Source organism: Stenotrophomonas sp. YJH_SMC_8, from assembly GCF_059371315.1.
Window position 1 is genome coordinate 230,120 of sequence record NZ_JCAFUL010000005.1, and the last position, 15,723, is coordinate 245,842.

The 15,723-nt window shown below is 65.9% G+C and carries 13 protein-coding genes and 1 tRNA gene; 1 reads left to right on the forward strand and 13 read right to left on the reverse strand.

Features of this window, described 5'->3' with window-relative positions:
• Position 1: 1 nt before the first annotated feature.
• Positions 2-940 carry a helix-turn-helix transcriptional regulator gene (locus AC5P88_RS08470; RefSeq protein ID WP_495224792.1) on the reverse strand — a complete coding sequence of 313 codons (939 nt, stop codon included), beginning with the start codon at positions 938-940 and terminating at the stop codon, positions 2-4.
• Positions 941-1,079: 139 nt separating this feature from the next.
• Between AC5P88_RS08470 and AC5P88_RS08475 the strand changes: the two genes are divergently transcribed.
• Positions 1,080-3,410: a TonB-dependent receptor gene (locus AC5P88_RS08475; protein WP_495224793.1), complete on the forward strand. Its 2,331-nt coding sequence runs from the start codon at positions 1,080-1,082 to the stop codon at positions 3,408-3,410.
• A gap of 120 nt (positions 3,411-3,530) precedes the next feature.
• Here AC5P88_RS08475 and AC5P88_RS08480 read toward each other — a convergent pair.
• The 12 genes from AC5P88_RS08480 to folP form a co-directional block, all read right to left on the reverse strand.
• A tRNA-Ser gene (locus AC5P88_RS08480) sits at positions 3,531-3,623 on the reverse strand.
• Positions 3,624-3,701: 78 nt separating this feature from the next.
• Positions 3,702-3,905, reverse strand: a complete 204-nt coding sequence (gene csrA, locus AC5P88_RS08485) for a carbon storage regulator CsrA (RefSeq protein ID WP_004152909.1) — start codon at positions 3,903-3,905, stop codon at positions 3,702-3,704.
• Positions 3,906-4,052: 147 nt separating this feature from the next.
• A complete protein-coding gene (gene alaS / locus AC5P88_RS08490) occupies positions 4,053-6,701 on the reverse strand; it encodes an alanine--tRNA ligase (protein ID WP_495224794.1) in 2,649 nt (882 codons plus the stop codon).
• 109 nt (positions 6,702-6,810) lie between these two features.
• Entirely contained in the window at positions 6,811-7,302 is a 492-nt protein-coding gene (recX, locus tag AC5P88_RS08495) for a recombination regulator RecX (protein WP_106550719.1), read from the reverse strand.
• Between the two features lie 110 nt (positions 7,303-7,412).
• The gene (gene recA, locus AC5P88_RS08500; protein WP_049428133.1) at positions 7,413-8,450 is read right to left on the reverse strand and encodes a recombinase RecA; all 1,038 of its coding nucleotides are present in this window, start codon (positions 8,448-8,450) and stop codon (positions 7,413-7,415) included.
• A 204-nt stretch (positions 8,451-8,654) separates the two neighbouring features.
• Positions 8,655-9,290 carry a transcriptional repressor LexA gene (gene lexA / locus AC5P88_RS08505; RefSeq protein ID WP_005412936.1) on the reverse strand — a complete coding sequence of 212 codons (636 nt, stop codon included), beginning with the start codon at positions 9,288-9,290 and terminating at the stop codon, positions 8,655-8,657.
• A gap of 236 nt (positions 9,291-9,526) precedes the next feature.
• Positions 9,527-11,209 carry a 2-polyprenylphenol 6-hydroxylase gene (gene ubiB, locus AC5P88_RS08510; protein ID WP_106550724.1) on the reverse strand — a complete coding sequence of 561 codons (1,683 nt, stop codon included), beginning with the start codon at positions 11,207-11,209 and terminating at the stop codon, positions 9,527-9,529.
• A 34-nt stretch (positions 11,210-11,243) separates the two neighbouring features.
• On the reverse strand, positions 11,244-11,738 hold the full coding sequence (locus tag AC5P88_RS08515) for a CinA family protein (protein WP_010484249.1): 495 nt from the start codon (positions 11,736-11,738) through the stop codon (positions 11,244-11,246).
• Positions 11,739-11,841: 103 nt separating this feature from the next.
• Positions 11,842-13,152, reverse strand: coding sequence for a ribosome rescue GTPase HflX (gene hflX, locus AC5P88_RS08520; RefSeq protein WP_106550720.1), 1,311 nt, complete (start codon positions 13,150-13,152; stop codon positions 11,842-11,844).
• Between the two features lie 14 nt (positions 13,153-13,166).
• On the reverse strand, positions 13,167-13,442 hold the full coding sequence (gene hfq, locus AC5P88_RS08525; RefSeq protein WP_004152891.1) for an RNA chaperone Hfq: 276 nt from the start codon (positions 13,440-13,442) through the stop codon (positions 13,167-13,169).
• 96 nt (positions 13,443-13,538) lie between these two features.
• Positions 13,539-14,492, reverse strand: coding sequence for a tRNA (adenosine(37)-N6)-dimethylallyltransferase MiaA (miaA, locus tag AC5P88_RS08530; protein WP_106550721.1), 954 nt, complete (start codon positions 14,490-14,492; stop codon positions 13,539-13,541).
• Entirely contained in the window at positions 14,492-15,388 is an 897-nt protein-coding gene (gene folP / locus AC5P88_RS08535) for a dihydropteroate synthase (RefSeq protein WP_495224795.1), read from the reverse strand. The genes miaA and folP overlap by 1 nt, the downstream gene beginning before the upstream one ends.
• Positions 15,389-15,723: the final 335 nt, after the last annotated feature.

The window sequence follows — 15,723 nt, forward strand, 5'->3', positions numbered from 1 at the left end:
TTCAGCGGAACTGGCTGGGGGCGATGCCGTAACGTGCACGGAACGCGGTCGCGAAGTTGGTGGCGTGACGATAGCCGACCAGATGTGCGGCCTGCTGCACGCTGCAGCCCTGCCGCAGCTGCTCGCAGGCCAGTTGCAGGCGCCGCTCGCGCAGCCAGCCAAACACGGAGCATTGGTGCACCTGCTGGAACTTCAGGCGCAGGCTGCTCGGGCTCATGCAGGCCAGGCGTGCCAGCGCCTCCAGGCTGTGTTCGGCGGCCGGTGCCGACTGCAGGCAATCGATCACCCGTTGCAGCATGCGGCGGTCACGCGCTGAAACACGCAGGTCCGGCAAGGCATCCCCGGCAGGTGCGCCCAGCGCCTGTGCCAGCATCTGCAGGCCGATACCCTCGCACAGCAACGCATGCATCGCGCCGTGCCAGGTGCCCGACAGCACCTGATCGGCGGCGCGCTCCAGATGCCCGGGCACCTGCCAACCCCGCAACCGCGGCTGACCGCCGCGACGCGCAGTGGACAGCAGTTCGCTGATCACCGGATCGTCGATCCCGGCGGTTGCATCCAGCGAGACATTCAGGCTGCGCATCCGCTGCCCGGCGGGATGAATCGCAGTCATCGGCGCCGCCTCGGCAAGCACCATCGCACCGGCACCTGGACGCATGCCGGTCACCGCCTGCCCCGCCAGCCGCGCTCCAGCGCGTCCCTCCAGCATCACGATCGCCGAGAAGGCCGGCGGCGACTCCGACGTCGCCTCGAACGGCTGGTGGGCGATCACGTCCGACAGCGCCAGGGTGATCCCCGGGCGCAGGCAACGCTGCTCCACCCTGCCCTGCACCACGCAACGCTCCACCGAGCCATCGGCTGAGGCCAATGCAGGCAACCGGTAGTGGAAGCCGCTGCTGCGGCCCAGTCGATCAAGGTCGGCAAGGGAGAGGCTGTGCATGGTGCGCCTGCAGAGAATCCGCGGCCATTCTGATATGAGAACCATTCTCATATCCAGTCCTCATGGCAAGGCCCAATCCTCCCTTGTTGACATAAATAGTTACGTTATAACATTTCACGTCAACTTCACGGATCGTGTCATGCGTCGTCATCTCCTTGCTGCAGCCATTCTGTTCGCCGTCCAGTCCGCCCAGGCCGCGGACGAACCCACCCTTCCCACCCTCCAGGTCCAGGCCTCCCAGCCCTCGCGCATCGACAGCCGCGTCACCGTCGACAATCCACACGCCCAGAACCGCACCCTCGGCAATCTGCTCGAACATGTCTCCGGCGTGCAGAGCAGCGCCTTCGGGCCGAACGCGGGCGCCCCGGTCATCCGCAGCCTCAGCGGCAACCGCGTGCAGATCCTGCAGGACGGCCAGTCCATCCTCGGCATGAACGCGATCAGCGGCGATATCAGCATTCCGTTCGACCCGCTGTTCGTGCGCAGCGTCACCGTCAACAAGTCGTCCGATACCGTGCGCTACGGTGGCAACGCGATCGGCGGCAGCGTGGAGATCGACTCCGGCCTGATCTCGCGCAGCATGGAAGACAAGGACCAGTCGATGGAACTGGTCCTGCGCAAGGGCTTCAATGCCGCCGACGCGCAGGGCTTCCGCATGAACTTCAACAACCAGCGCAACGTCTCGACCAACCTGCAGGTCTCGCGCCAGCGCATCTCGCACTACGACATCCCCGGCAACAGCAAGGCCAGCGTCTGCAATACGCGCCTGTTCCCGCCGACCGGTGGCGTGAACTCTGCGCTGGCCGACAGCTGCCAGAAGGAAGCGCGCGTGCAGCAGATCTACAACAAGGCCTCGCAGCCTTACATCGACCAGTTCATGACCGAAAACCCGGACTGGGCCGACGGTGATTTCTCGTTCTACACCAACAACCCGACCTCGGTCTGGCAGCGCCGCACCTACGTCAATCCGGTCAATCCCGCCTACGTCGCAGGCACCCCGTCGTACGTCCAGAAGCAGATCAACAACGACGTGACGCCCGACTACCATCACCGGCTGGGCAACAGCTACTCGCACAACTCGCAGGTGGCCTTCGGCTCGACCCTGTTCTTCGATCGCGGTTACGTCGGTGTCAGCATCGATGCCAAGGACAGCGAGTACGGTGTGCCAGGCTTCTCGATGCAGAACCTGTCATTCGGTTCCAACTACGCCGATGGCCTGCCGGTAGGCGTGGTGATCAAGCAGGAGCGCTACGCGCTGGAGGCGCTGCTGCGTGATCCGCTGCCAGGGCTCGAGCGCACCGAACTGCGTGTTTCCAAGCTCGACAACACCTCCGGCGAGCGGTTGGGCGCTTCCAGGGCCAACGACTACGATTTCGAGAGCACACAGGCCGAGGTGTTGCTCAGCCACCAGCGGATCGGGCCGCTCAGCGGCCTGCTCGGTTTCAGCCACCAGTCGCGCGACGTTACCGGCAGTGGCTCGTTGCGCTACCTGCCGGACGTGGACACCCGCAGCAACGCGGTGTTCCTGAAGGAAACGCTGGATTTCGGCTGGGCCACCTTCGATGCCGGCGTGCGCCATGAGCGTGTCGATCACGAACTGCAGCCCAGTCGCTTCAAGACCGCGCGCAATGCCGCCAACACGAAACTGCAGGATCGCTCCTACCGGCTCAACAGCTACAGCCTGGGTTCGTACGTCGAGCTGGGTCCATTGTTTGCCGCCAAGGTGCGCTACGCGTCCTCGCAGCGCGCACCCGAGATCAACGAGCTGTATGCCAGCAACGCGCACTACTCGGTGATGACCCAGGAGGAAGGCAACCAGAACCTCGCGCCGGAACGCGCGAAGAACCTGGAGCTGACCGGCCTGTTCCACATCGGCGGTTTCGAACTGTCGGCCACCGCCTATCGGATGAAGTACGAGAACTATCTCTATCTCGGCTATTCCGGCGTACAGACGGCCAACCGCCTGCCGCTGAAATACTGGAAGCAGACCGACACCACGGTGAAGGGCTTCGAGATCGACGCATCACAGGCTCTGGACCTTGGCCGCTATGGCACGTTGAATATCTCCGCCTTCGCCGATCTGGTGAAGAACAAGGCCGATCGCCCCGATTCGCTGCGCGCCCACAACGATGGCGAGTACCTGCCGAACATGCCGACCAACCGCTACGGTGCCAACCTGCAGTGGCAGCGCGAAGGCTGGAAGGCACAGCTGTCCAGCACCTATTACGACACGCAGAAGTACCTCGGCCGCAACGTCAGCGAGGAAGTACCGCTGGATGCCTTCAACCTGGTCGACCTGCAGGTCAGTCGTGCGCTGCCGGTACGCAACAGCTACATCGCCGGCATGGAGGTGTTCGTCAATGGCAGCAACCTGCTCAACGAGGAAGCACGCCCGCACAACTCGCCGCTGAAATACATCGCGCCGTTGCCGGGGCGTGGGTTCCAGGTGGGGGTGACGGTAAGGCTCTGAGCCGGGGGCATCCGAAGCGCCATCCATTGATCGATGATCAGTGGATGGTGCACCGGCAATGAGTGCCGCCATAAAGAAATACGCCTGCAGATCGAGGATCTGCACGCGCTTCTTTGTATCTGGCGGAGTGAGAGGGATTCGAACCCTCGATAGAGCTTTTGACCCTATACTCCCTTAGCAGGGGAGCCCCTTCGGCCACTCGGGCATCACTCCGGGGTTTTCTCCGCGTCTGGTGCGTTGCACCTCAGCGGGGCGTGAATCATAACGTTAATCGAGTGCGAAGGTAAAGCGTTATTCGGCAGAATTTTCGCTACCGGTGCCACCGGCTTCGTCACCGCGCTGGATGCGCTGATAGATCTCTTCGCGATGCACAGCGACGTCCTTCGGCGCGGTGATGCCGATACGCACCTGGTTACCCTTGACGCCAAGCACGGTGACGCTCACCGAGTCACCGATCATCAGGGTTTCGCCGACGCGGCGAGTCAGGATCAACATTTTTGTAAGTCTCCATGGAACCGTGTGGAAGGGTATCCCCCACCGGCTTGACGCTCCGTCAAGAAGCGCTACCACGACAAAGGGAAAAGATTCGCAATGGTACCGTCAGCCGTCCCGCTCCTACAAGGAGGGGGACGGCCAGGTTCATCACAGGCGGGGGCTGACCCATTCGACGACTGCAGCCAGCGCAGTGGCAAGGGCGGGCCCGTCCTCGCCACCACCCTGGGCGAGGTCCGGGCGTCCGCCGCCCTTGCCCCCGATCTGACTGGCGATATGGGACAACAGTTCCCCGGCCTTGACCTTGCCCATTGCACTGCCGTTCACACCCGCGACCAGGGCGGCCTTGCCGTCCTGGGCGCCGGCCAGCACGATCACCGCGTCGCCCAGCTGCTGCTTGAGGCGGTCCATGGCGTCACGCAGGGCCTTGGCATCGAAGCCCTCCAGGCGGGCCGCCAGCACCTTCACGCCGGCAACCTCGACGGCCTGGCTGGACAGGTCGGCCGTGGCACCTGCGGCGACCTTGGCCTTCACGGCTTCCAGTTCGCGCTCCAGCTGCTTCTGGCGCTGGCCAAGGGCACGGATCTTCTCGACCACGTCGGTAGCGCTACCGCCGAGCAGTTCAGCGGCCTCGGCCAGGCGGGCCTCTTCGGCGTCCACGTAATCCAGGGCGCCCTGGCCGGTAACGGCCTCGATGCGGCGCACGCCGGCGGAGACACCGCCCTCGGAGGTGATCTTGAACAGGCCGATGTCGCCGGTGCGGTTGACGTGGGTACCGCCGCACAGCTCGGTGGAGTAGTCACCCATCTTCAGCACGCGCACGTGCTCGCCGTACTTCTCGCCGAACAGCGCCATCGCACCGAAGTCCAGCGCTTCCTGCATGCCCATGTTGTGCACTTCGGCGGCGTTGTTGGCGCGCACCTGCTGGTTGACCTTGCGCTCGATCACGGCAAGCTCTTCCGCGCTGATCGGCTGGAAGTGCGAGAAGTCGAAACGCAGGCGGTCCGGAGCGACCAGCGAGCCCTTCTGCTGCACGTGGGTGCCCAGCACTTCGCGCAGGGCGGCGTGCAGCAGATGGGTGGCCGAGTGGTTGAGGATGGTGGCGCCGCGGCGCTCGCCATCGACCTGGCCGGACAGCACGTCGCCGACCTTCAGGCCGCCGTCGGACAGGGTGCCGACGTGGCCATGGAACTGGCCGGCGAACTTCTGGGTGTCGTCCACCGCCAGGCGCACGCCGTTGCCGGTCAGCACGCCGGTGTCGCCGACCTGGCCACCGGATTCGGCGTAGAACGGGGTCTGGTCGGTGATCACGATGACTGCATCACCGGCATCGGCCGACTGCACCGGTCGACCATCCTTCAGCACGGCAAGCACGGTCAGGCCATCGGCCTGCAGGCGGTCGTAGCCCAGGAAGCGGGTCGGGCTGAGGGTCGCCACCAGCTCGGCCGGCAGCGTCACGCCGCCACCGAACTTGCCGGCCGCACGTGCGGTTTCGCGCTGCTGCTCCATCGCAGCATCGAAGCCGGCGATGTCGACGGTCAGGTCGCGCTCGCGGGCGATGTCCTGGGTCAGGTCGAGCGGGAAACCATAGGTGTCGTACAGGCGGAAGGCGTCAACGCCCGGGATCACGCCATTGCTGGCCTTGCCCGCGACGTCCTCGAAGATCTTCATGCCGGCGTCGAGGGTTTCAGCGAAACGCTCTTCCTCGGCCTGCAGCGCACGGGTGACGGTGTCCACCGCTGCCGGCAGTTCCGGATAGGCCTCGCCCATCTGCTCGACCAGGGTCGGCACCAGCTTGCTGAAGAACGGCTGGCGCACGCCCAGCATCCAGCCATGGCGCAGGGCGCGGCGGATGATACGGCGCAGCACGTAGCCACGGCCTTCGTTGGACGGCAGCACGCCATCGACGATCAGGAACGAACAGGCACGGATGTGATCGGCGATCACGCGCAGCGACTTGTTTTCCAGGTCCGCGGTGCCGGTCAGCTCGGAAGCCTTGCGGATCAGTGCCTGGAACAGGTCGATCTCGTAGTTGGTGTGCACGTGCTGCAGGATCGCTGCCAGGCGCTCCAGGCCCATGCCGGTGTCCACGCACGGCGCCGGCAGCGGCACCAGGGTGCCGTCGGGCTGGCGGTCGAACTGCATGAACACCAGGTTCCAGATTTCGATGAAGCGGTCACCGTCTTCATCCGGGGAGCCCGGGGGGCCGCCGGCGATATGGTCGCCGTGGTCGTAGAAGATCTCGGTGCACGGGCCACAGGGGCCAGTGTCGGCCATCTGCCAGAAGTTGTCCGAAGCGAACGGCGCACCCTTGTTGTCGCCGATGCGTACGATGCGCTCTTCCGGAACGCCGACCATGTCGCGCCACAGTTCGTAGGCTTCGTCGTCGGTCTGGTAGACGGTGACCAGCAGGCGATCGGCCGGCAGCTTCCAGACCTGGGTCAGCAGCTCCCAGGCCCAGGCGATCGCGTCCTTCTTGAAGTAGTCGCCGAACGACCAGTTGCCCAGCATTTCAAAGAAGGTGTGATGGCGCGCGGTGTAGCCGACCTGGTCGAGGTCGTTGTGCTTGCCGCCCGCGCGCAGGCAGCGCTGGACGTCGGCTGCACGCACGTAGCTGCGCTTCTCCGCGCCAAGGAACACGTCCTTGAACTGCACCATGCCGGAGTTGGTGAACAGCAGGGTCGGATCATTGCCCGGCACCAGCGGCGCCGACGGCACGATGGTGTGGCCTTTGCCCTTGAAGAATTCAAGGAAGTCGCTGCGGATCTGGGAGGTCGTGAATTTGGCGGATGCGTTCATTGGGGGCTGGCAGTCTGCGGGCCGGCGGACCCGGACCACCGGCCGCGTTGGCCAGGGTCGCGAGGGACCGCCGAAAACCTAAAGGGTATCAGGCCCGGCGCCGCCAGTCTCAGTCATCCGGGTCGTAGCGGGTCGCGCGACGGATACTGTCGCCGTCGAAGCCGCGTCGGGCCAGCAGATCGGCCGCCTTGCGCCGTTGCGCCAGGTCCTGCGGGCCGGCCTCGCCGAAGCGTCGGCGGACCAGGTCACGGGCATTTTCCTGCCAGTCGCCTTCGTAGCTGTCCATCGCTGCGGCAATCGCGGCACTGTCCAGGCCGTGGGTGCCGAGTTCGGCACGGACATGGATCGGCCCATAGCCGGTGTTGGCGCGCATCCGCACCAGGTTCTCGGCGAAGCGGGTGTCGTCCTGCCAGCCGGCCTCGGTCAGCTTGGCGACAGCGGCCTGCGCGGCTTCGTCTTCGATGCCACGGGCGGTCAGCTTGCGGGTGAGTTCCTTGCGCGAGTGCTCGCGGCGGACCAGCAGGCCCAGCGCCCGTTGTACGGGGCTCTGCTCACGCGGCCGGCGCTTGCGGCCGGTCGGAATGTCTTCGGCGTCGGACATGGGTACTCCAAGGGTGGCGCCATCCGTGGCGCCCAGCCCATCCCTGGGCGATTCGAACCTGCGGGACAGGGCGACGTCACTGACGGCGCCGCCCTGCCCCACAGCAAGCCTTACTCGTCGTCGCCTTCGTCGTCGCCTTCCTCGCGGGCCGCTTCGGCCGGCTGGAATTTCTCGCGCAGCTCGGCCTCGAGCTTGGCGGCGACGGTCGGGTTGTCGCGCAGGTAACCACGGGCGTTGTCCTTGCCCTGGCCAATGCGTTCTTCACCGTAGCTGTACCAGGCGCCGGCCTTCTCGACCAGCTTGGCATCCACACCCATGTCGATCAGTTCGCCTTCGCGGCTGATGCCTTCGCCATACAGGATCTCGGTGATGACCTGCTTGAACGGAGGTGCCAGCTTGTTCTTGACGACCTTGATCTTGGTCTGGTTGCCGATGATTTCGTCACCCTTCTTGATCGCGCCGATGCGGCGGATGTCCAGGCGGACCGAGGCGTAGAACTTCAGCGCGTTGCCGCCGGTGGTGGTTTCCGGGCTCTGGCCCGGCATCATCACGCCGATCTTCATGCGCAGCTGGTTGATGAAGATCACCAGGGTGTTGGAGCGCTTGATGTTGCCGGTCAGCTTGCGCAGCGCCTGGCTCATCAGGCGGGCCTGCAGGCCCGGCAGCTGGTCGCCCATCTCGCCTTCGATTTCAGCCTTCGGGGTCAGCGCGGCGACCGAGTCGATCACCAGGATGTCGACCGAGCCCGAACGGACCAGCATGTCGGCGATTTCCAGCGCCTGCTCACCGGTATCCGGCTGCGACAGCAGCAGGTCATCCACGTTCACGCCCAGCTTGGCGGCGTAGATCGGGTCCAGCGCATGTTCGGCGTCGATGAAGGCCGCGGTGCCGCCCAGCTTCTGGCATTCGGCAATGGCCTGCAGGGTCAGCGTGGTCTTGCCCGAGGATTCCGGCCCGTAGATCTCGACGACACGGCCCTTCGGCAGACCACCAATGCCCAGTGCGATGTCGAGCATCAGCGAACCGGTCGGGATGGCTTCGACGGGCTCGACCACGCGGTCGCCCATGCGCATCACCGAGCCCTTGCCGAACTGCTTTTCGATCTGGCCCAGAGCTGCAGCGAGGGCGCGCTTCTTGTTCTCGTCCATCGGTTGGGTCCTTGCAGAGGTGATGTCGTTGGAGGTGCTGTCTTTGGGGGTCTTCTTTGCCATGGGCTCACTTTAAGTCGGACGTATCGCACAGGCTGAGATTCTGCCCAGCGCTCTGAAAAGAATTATCGGACATCCGTACCAACCTCAGTGGAACCAGAGAATCGCCACAAAAGACCGCGGGGTAATGCGCTATGGAACAGGTCAACGGTTCGGCCGCAACAGGCCGCAATAGAGGCCTTCGATCGCGAAGTCCTGATCCGGCAACACCTCGATCGGCTTGTAATCGGGATTGCGCGGCAGCAGGCGGATGCGGTCCTTGGCGATCTTCAGGAGCTTGACGGTGATCTCGTCATCGATGCGGGCCACCACGATCTGCCCGGAGTGGGCGTCGCGGGTGCGGTGCACGCCGATCAGGTCGCCATCGAAGATGCCCTCGTCGATCATCGAATCGCCCTGCACCTTCAGCAGGTAGTCCGGTGCCGGCGAAAAGAACACCCGGTCCAGCACCACGAAGTCGTCCGAGCCGATATCGGCGCCGATCGGCAGGCCGGCCGCAACCCGGCCCAGTACCGGCAGGCGCAGTACGCTGTCGGGCAGGCCCGGCTCGGCCAGCTTTTCGACCGGTGGCGCCTGTACCAGGCGGATGCCCCGGGCCTGGCCCGGAATGCGACGGATCGCACCGGCCTGTTCCAGGGCTTCCAGGTGGTACTGGGCCGCGCGTACCCCCTTGAAGCCGAACGCACGTGCGATTTCCGTCTGCGACGGCGGTGCGCCTTCGCTCTCGATACGCTCGGCGATCAACTGCAGGATCGCCTGCTGGGTGTCGGTCAGGTCCATGGTTAGTAGTATTACTACTAATATCCGGAACTGCAAGTGCCGGGGGCGACATGGGGTGGTGAGGGCCTGTTGGGCCGGGGCATGCTCGGCAGGCGCGCGCCCGGCCGGTCGACCGGTCGACCGGTCGGCAAAGGCAAAAGCAAGGGCAAAAGCAGATGCAGCCGACTGACAGTCGGCTCTACAGGAATCGCTGCGCGATTCCACGGTTCCCTTTGGGAACCGCTGCGGCAAGCACACTAGGTGTGCTTGCCGCTTCTCCATATCGAAAACAGGATCCACACGCCGCAGAAGCCGGCGCCGATGAAGCCGCATACGCCCAGCGCCAGCAGCCAGCGGCTGGAGACACCGCCGACGCTGTGCATCACGATCGAGGAACCGATGATCAGCGCGGCGGTGACGATGCCCATCACCAACCGGTTCGCTGCGCGGTTCACCTGTTCGCCAAAGCCCTGAAGCGCCGTGGTTTCCACCTTCAACTGCAGGCGTCCACGGCGCGCGGCCTGCACCAGCTTGCGCAGGTCCCGAGGCAGCTCACCGGCGAAATCAACCAGGCCCAACAGGCTGCGGCGGCCGCGCTTGAGCAGCGCCCTGGGCGCATAGCGCTGCAGTACCACCCGCTCCAGGAACGGGCGCGCGGCACTGGCCATGTCGAAATCCGGGTCCAGCTGCCGGCCCATGCCTTCCAGGGTCAGGAACGCCTTGATCATCAGCGCCAGGTCGGCCGGCAGGGTCAGGCTGTAGCTGCGCAGCAGCTGGGTGATGTCGCCCAGCATCAGGCCGATGCGCAGGTCCTTCAGCGGCACACCACGGTATTGATCTACGAACTGGCTGATGTCGTGCTGCAGCCGGTTCTCGTCCACCTCAACTCCACCGGCCCAGTCCAGCAGCACGTCGGCCACGCCCTGCGGGTCCTGCTCGACCAGGCCATGCAGCAGCTGCGCCACCTGGAAACGCCGCACTTCCGACAAGGCCCCGACCATGCCGAAATCGATCACGCCGATGCGGCCGTCACGCAGGTAGATGATGTTGCCGGGGTGCGGGTCGGCATGGAAGCTGCCGTCCTCGAGCACCATCTTCAACACGATGTCGGCGCCGCGTCGGGCCAGCTCGCGGCGGTCCAGCCCGGCCGCATCGACACCGGCCAGGTCTCGGCCGGGAATGCCGTCGACGAAATCCTGCACGTTCAGGCTCTCGCAGGTCCACTGCCAGTGCACGCTGGGTATCAGGATGTCGTCACGGCCGTTGAAGTTGCGCGCGATGCGCTCGGCGTTGCGGCACTCGGCGGCGAAATCCAGTTCGCGGCGCAGTGACACGGTGAACTGTTGCACGACCTCGGCCGGACGATAGCGACGCAGGTCCGGCAGGCGCGCCTCGACGATCTCGGCCAGGCGGGCCAGCAGCCGCAGGTCGGCCTCGACCACATCGCGGATACCCGGGCGCCGCACCTTCAGCACCACCTGGCGGCCGTCATGCAGGCGCGCGCGATGGGCCTGCGCCAGCGAGGCGGCGGCCATCGGGGTTTCATCGAGGAAGGCGAACACTTCCGTCGGCGAGGCGCCAAGGTCGGCTTCTAGCTGCTCTCGGATATCCGCGTACGGCAGCGCCGGCACCGCGTTCTGCAGTTCGGACAGTTCAGCGATCCATTCCGGCGGCAGCAGGTCAACGCGCGTCGCCAGCACCTGCCCGAGCTTGACGAAAGTGGGACCGAGATCCTGCATCGCGCTGCGCACACGCACCGGCGCGGTCATCCGCAGCAGTTCCTGCCGCTCTTCGTTCCAGTGCAGCAGGCGGCCTGCCCGCTCCAGCGTGCTGGCCAGGCCGATGCGCCGCACCACGTCACCAAAGCCATAGCGGATCAGGACAACCGCGATTTCCTGCAGTCGGCCCAGGTCACGGACCGTGCCCAGCGTTTCCCACATCATGCGTGCTCCGGACGATTACCGGAGCAGCATGTCACAGCTGGGCGTCGATACCGCGCAATGCCGCCGCCACGGTTTGCCGGCGGATGGCTTCGCGGTCGCCGTCGAACTGGAACAACTCGGCGCGGGCGTAGCCGCCACGGCGCTTCCAGCCGATCCAGACACTGCCGACCGGCTTGTCCGGGCTGCCACCGCCGGGGCCGGCGATGCCGGTCACCGCGACGGCAATGCCAGCACCGGAGTTGACCAGCGCACCGGAGACCATTTCCAGCACGGTTTCGCGGCTGACCGCACCGAACTGCTCCAGGGTCTGCGCGCGCACGCCGAGCAGGCGCTGCTTGGCTTCGTAGCTGTAGACCACCATGCCGCAGTCGAAGAACGCCGAGGAACCGGCAATGTCGGTCATGCACTTGGCGATCCAGCCACCACTGCAGCTTTCAGCGGTCACCAGCTGCAGCGAGGCCTGCTGCAGGCGCTGCCCGAGCGCGGCGGACTGGGCATTGAGTTCAGCGTCGGTGGGGATGGACATCGGCATGACGGTGGGGTGAAGAACCTGCACGTTGTACCGCAGATGACAGCCTGATGTCGCGCACCGCCGCAATGGCAGCCGCCGGGCATGGCCCGGCGCCACCTCACCACTCCGGCAGCTTCTCCGGGAGCAGCGACCGGATCGGTGCACCGTCGGCACTGGCGGCCAGCTTTTCGGCTTCGGCGATCGGCAGGTCAACCTGCAGCAGCCAGCCCTCTTCATCCGCCTGTTCGCTGCGGATCACTTCCAGCTGGTGCAGCCGCGCGCGCAGGCGACCGGCATCGGGTGGCAGACGCAGTTCGCCGGTGACGTGCTGCAGGCCCAGGCGCTTGCCCAGCACCGCCTGCAGCAGCTCCAGGCCCTGCCCGTCGCGTGCGGAAATCCACACCCGCTCGCGGCGCGATTCGTCCGGGATGCCATCCTGACCGTCGTGGCGGACGTCGGCACCGTCGATGCGGTCGATCTTGTTGAACACCAGCAGCTGCGGCAGATCACCGGCACCGACCGCGGTCAGCACCTCGTCCACCTGGGCGATGCGCTCCTCACGATGCGGATCGGCAGCATCGACCACGTGCAGCAGGAAATCGGCCTCGCGTGCCTCCGACAGTGTCGAGCGGAACGCGGCGACCAGATCATGCGGCAGGTCGCGGACGAAACCGACGGTGTCGGCCAGCACCACGTTGCCACCGGGCACAGCGATGCGGCGCACGGTCGGGTCCAGCGTGGCGAACAGCTGGTCGGCGGCATAAGCCTCGGCACCGGTCATGGCATTGAACAGGGTCGACTTGCCGGCGTTGGTGTAGCCCACCAGGGCCACGCGCGGCAGCTCGCTGCGCACGCGCGCACGGCGCATCTGGGTGCGCTGTACTTCGACCTTTTCCAGGCGCTTCTGCAGCTGCTCGACCCGCTTCTGCAGCAGGCGGCGGTCGGTTTCCAGCTGGGTTTCACCCGGGCCGCGCAGGCCGATCGAACCGCCGCGCTGGCGTTCCAGATGGGTCCAGCCGCGCACCAGCCGCGTGGCCAGGTGGCGCAGCTGCGCCAGCTCGACCTGCAGCTTGCCTTCGTGGCTGTGCGCACGCTGGGCGAAGATGTCCAGGATCAGGCCGGTACGGTCGATCACCCGGCGCTCGAGGAAGCGTTCCAGGTTGCGCTCCTGGCCCGGGCTCAACGCATGGTTGACCAGGATCAGGTCGGCACCACTGGCATCGGCCGCAGCCTTGATCTCGTCCAGCTTGCCGCTGCCGATCAGGGTCGACGGATTCGGACGGTCCAGGCGCGCGGTGATCGTCGCGGCGATGCTGGCCCCAGCCGAGCGGGCCAGATCACCGAATTCTTCCAGCACATCGTCTTCCAGCTTGCCGAAATGGGGCTGGATCAACAGGGCGTGTTCGCCCTTTTTCGAGCGGTCAAACATTCACCGCTCCGGTCTTACTCGTCTGCTTCATCACCTGCCTGACCACCTTCACCCGACTGCACATAACCACCGCCCGGACCGACCTTCACGTTGCGTGCCGGAACGACCGTGGAAATGGCGTGCTTGTAAACCATCTGACTGACCGTGTTGCGCAGCAGGACCACGAACTGGTCGAACGACTCGATCGTGCCCTGCAGCTTGATGCCGTTGACCAGGTACACCGAAACCGGCACGCGTTCGCGCCGCAGTGCGTTCAAGAAAGGATCCTGCAGCGATTGCCCCTTGGACATTGCACACTCCTGATTATTGTTCTTATTGGGTTGCCGACGGTTGCCACGGCCCCCGAGCCGCCCGCCGACCGATGATGTTACACGGCTGGCGGGGGTTCAGCGTGCGACGAAGGTCGACACCGCGCCGGCCAGGCGCTCTCCATCCACATGGGGGTCGAACCAGCGCGCATCAAGCTCGCCGCGCAGCCAGGTCAGCTGGCGCTTGGCCAGCTGGCGGGTGGCGAAGATCGCCTTGTCACGGAAACGGGCGGCATCGCCCTGGCCGTCCAGGTACTCCCAGGCCTGGCGGTAGCCGACCGCGCGCACCGCCGGCAGGTCCAGCGGCGCCGCCACGGCGGCCATTTCCGGCATTGCACGGAGTGCCCGCACCTCATCCAGGAAGCCCTGCGCCAGCATGAGATCGAAGCGGGCCTCGATGCGCTGGTGCAGTACCGCGCGGTCACGCGGGGCCAGGATCAGTTTCAGGGTGCGCACCGGCAACGGCGCCACGCCCGGCCGGCGCTGCCATTCAGAGATGGGGGTGCCGGTGAGGCGATAGACCTCCAGCGCCCGTTGGATGCGCTGCGGGTCGGTGGCATGGATCCGCGCGGCCGCGGCCGGATCGACCTCGGCCAGCTCCGCATGCAGCGCTGCCCAGCCACGCTCGGCAGCTTCGGCGCTGAGCGCTTCACGCATCTCCGGGTTGGCCTCCGGCATCGGCGACAGGCCCTGCAACAGGGCCCGGAAGTACAGCCCCGTGCCACCTGCCAGGATCGGCGTTTTGCCACGCGCCACGATGTCGGCCACGACCCGGCCGGCATCGGCGGCGAACTCGGCCGCCGAATAGGTCTGCCACGGATCGCGCAGGTCCAGCAGATGGTGCGGCGCCTGCGCACGCTCGGCGGCGTCGGGCTTGGCCGAACCGATATCCAGATGGCGGTAGACCAGCGCCGAATCGACGCTGACGATCTCGCCGTCCAGTTGCCGGGCCAGGGCGATCGCCGTGGCGGTCTTGCCACTGGCAGTCGGACCCATCACGGCGATCGCCAGCGGCCGCCGGTCGATACCCATCAGTCTTCGTCCGGCCAGCGGATCGACGGCGTGGCGTCGGCACGTGGTGCCGGCACGGCGTCGACGGCCTGCCAGATCTTCAGCGCATCGACGGTGGCTGCCACGTCATGCACGCGCACGATTCGCGCGCCGCGCTGGACCGCGATCAGATGCGCCGCCACCGAGGCAACCACACGCTCGGAGGGCATGTCGCGGCCGGTCAGTTCGCCAAGGCTGCGCTTCCGTGACAGGCCGGCCAGCATCGGCACGCCCAGTTCCAGGAAGCGCTCGGAGCGTGCCAGCAGGGTCATGTTGTGGGCAGTGGTCTTGCCGAAACCGAAGCCGAGATCGATCAGCAGGTTCTTCTTGGCGATACCGGCCATTTCCGCAGCGAACAGCCGCTGCACCAGGAAACCGTGCACCTCGGCGACCACATCGTCGTAGTGCGGATCGGCCTGCATATGGCCCGGCTCACCCTGCATGTGCATCAGCACCACCGGCACGCCGGCGTCGGCAGCGGCTTCCAATGCGCCGTCCTGGCGCAGGCCGAAAATGTCATTGATCATGCCGGCGCCGGCCACCACGGCTGCGCGCATCACTTCTGGCTTGAAGGTGTCGACGCTGATCGGCACGGCGCTGCGCGCGGCCAACTGCTCGATCACCGGAATCACACGACGCAGTTCTTCCTCGACCGATACCGGCGCAGCGCCCGGACGGGTCGATTCGCCGCCGATGTCGAGCAGGTCAGCGCCCTCCTCTACCAGTTTCAGTCCGTGCGCGACGGCGGCTTCGGTAGTGTCGTGCGCGCCGCCGTCGGAGAACGAGTCCGGGGTGACGTTGACGATGCCCATGACCCGGGCACGGTCGAGGCGCAGGATGCGGCCGGCGCAATCGAGCTGGGGCGAGGTATCGAACATGGGCAATCCTGCAGGGACAACGGCGGGTAGTTTAGTTCGGCAGGGCGGCGCCCTGCACCCGCAGAGGCAACGGCCAAAGCCAAAGCCAAAGCAGCGCTGGATTGCTGATGGTCTGGCGGGACGGTGTGGGGCTGCAGGACGCGCCGTAAACCCGTCCTTGGGGGCTCGATGGCGCCATCCATGGCGCCAACGGTCCTGCAGCCCCACACCGCCCCGCCTTCGGCAGATTCCCGGTGACGGTTGGATGGGGCCCGGTAGATCCACGCCATGCGTGGATGCTCTTCGTTCAATTCTCGAAATACTCGAATTCGATGGAGACTCATCCACGCATGGCG

Bases quoted from the DNA above. Each gene is read 5' to 3' on its own strand.
- AC5P88_RS08470 (WP_495224792.1), bottom strand. From the start codon at position 940: ATGCACAGCCTCTCCCTTGCCGACCTTGATCGACTGGGCCGCAGCAGC.
- AC5P88_RS08475 (WP_495224793.1), top strand. From the start codon at position 1,080: ATGCGTCGTCATCTCCTTGCTGCAGCCATTCTGTTCGCCGTCCAGTCC.
- csrA (WP_004152909.1), bottom strand. From the start codon at position 3,905: ATGTTGATCCTGACTCGCCGCGTCGGCGAAACCCTGATGATCGGTGAC.
- alaS (WP_495224794.1), bottom strand. From the start codon at position 6,701: ATGAACGCATCCGCCAAATTCACGACCTCCCAGATCCGCAGCGACTTC.
- recX (WP_106550719.1), bottom strand. From the start codon at position 7,302: ATGTCCGACGCCGAAGACATTCCGACCGGCCGCAAGCGCCGGCCGCGT.
- recA (WP_049428133.1), bottom strand. From the start codon at position 8,450: ATGGACGAGAACAAGAAGCGCGCCCTCGCTGCAGCTCTGGGCCAGATC.
- lexA (WP_005412936.1), bottom strand. From the start codon at position 9,290: ATGGACCTGACCGACACCCAGCAGGCGATCCTGCAGTTGATCGCCGAG.
- ubiB (WP_106550724.1), bottom strand. From the start codon at position 11,209: ATGTGGGAAACGCTGGGCACGGTCCGTGACCTGGGCCGACTGCAGGAA.
- AC5P88_RS08515 (WP_010484249.1), bottom strand. From the start codon at position 11,738: ATGTCCATCCCCACCGACGCTGAACTCAATGCCCAGTCCGCCGCGCTC.
- hflX (WP_106550720.1), bottom strand. From the start codon at position 13,152: ATGTTTGACCGCTCGAAAAAGGGCGAACACGCCCTGTTGATCCAGCCC.
- hfq (WP_004152891.1), bottom strand. From the start codon at position 13,442: ATGTCCAAGGGGCAATCGCTGCAGGATCCTTTCTTGAACGCACTGCGG.
- miaA (WP_106550721.1), bottom strand. From the start codon at position 14,492: ATGGGTATCGACCGGCGGCCGCTGGCGATCGCCGTGATGGGTCCGACT.
- folP (WP_495224795.1), bottom strand. From the start codon at position 15,388: ATGTTCGATACCTCGCCCCAGCTCGATTGCGCCGGCCGCATCCTGCGC.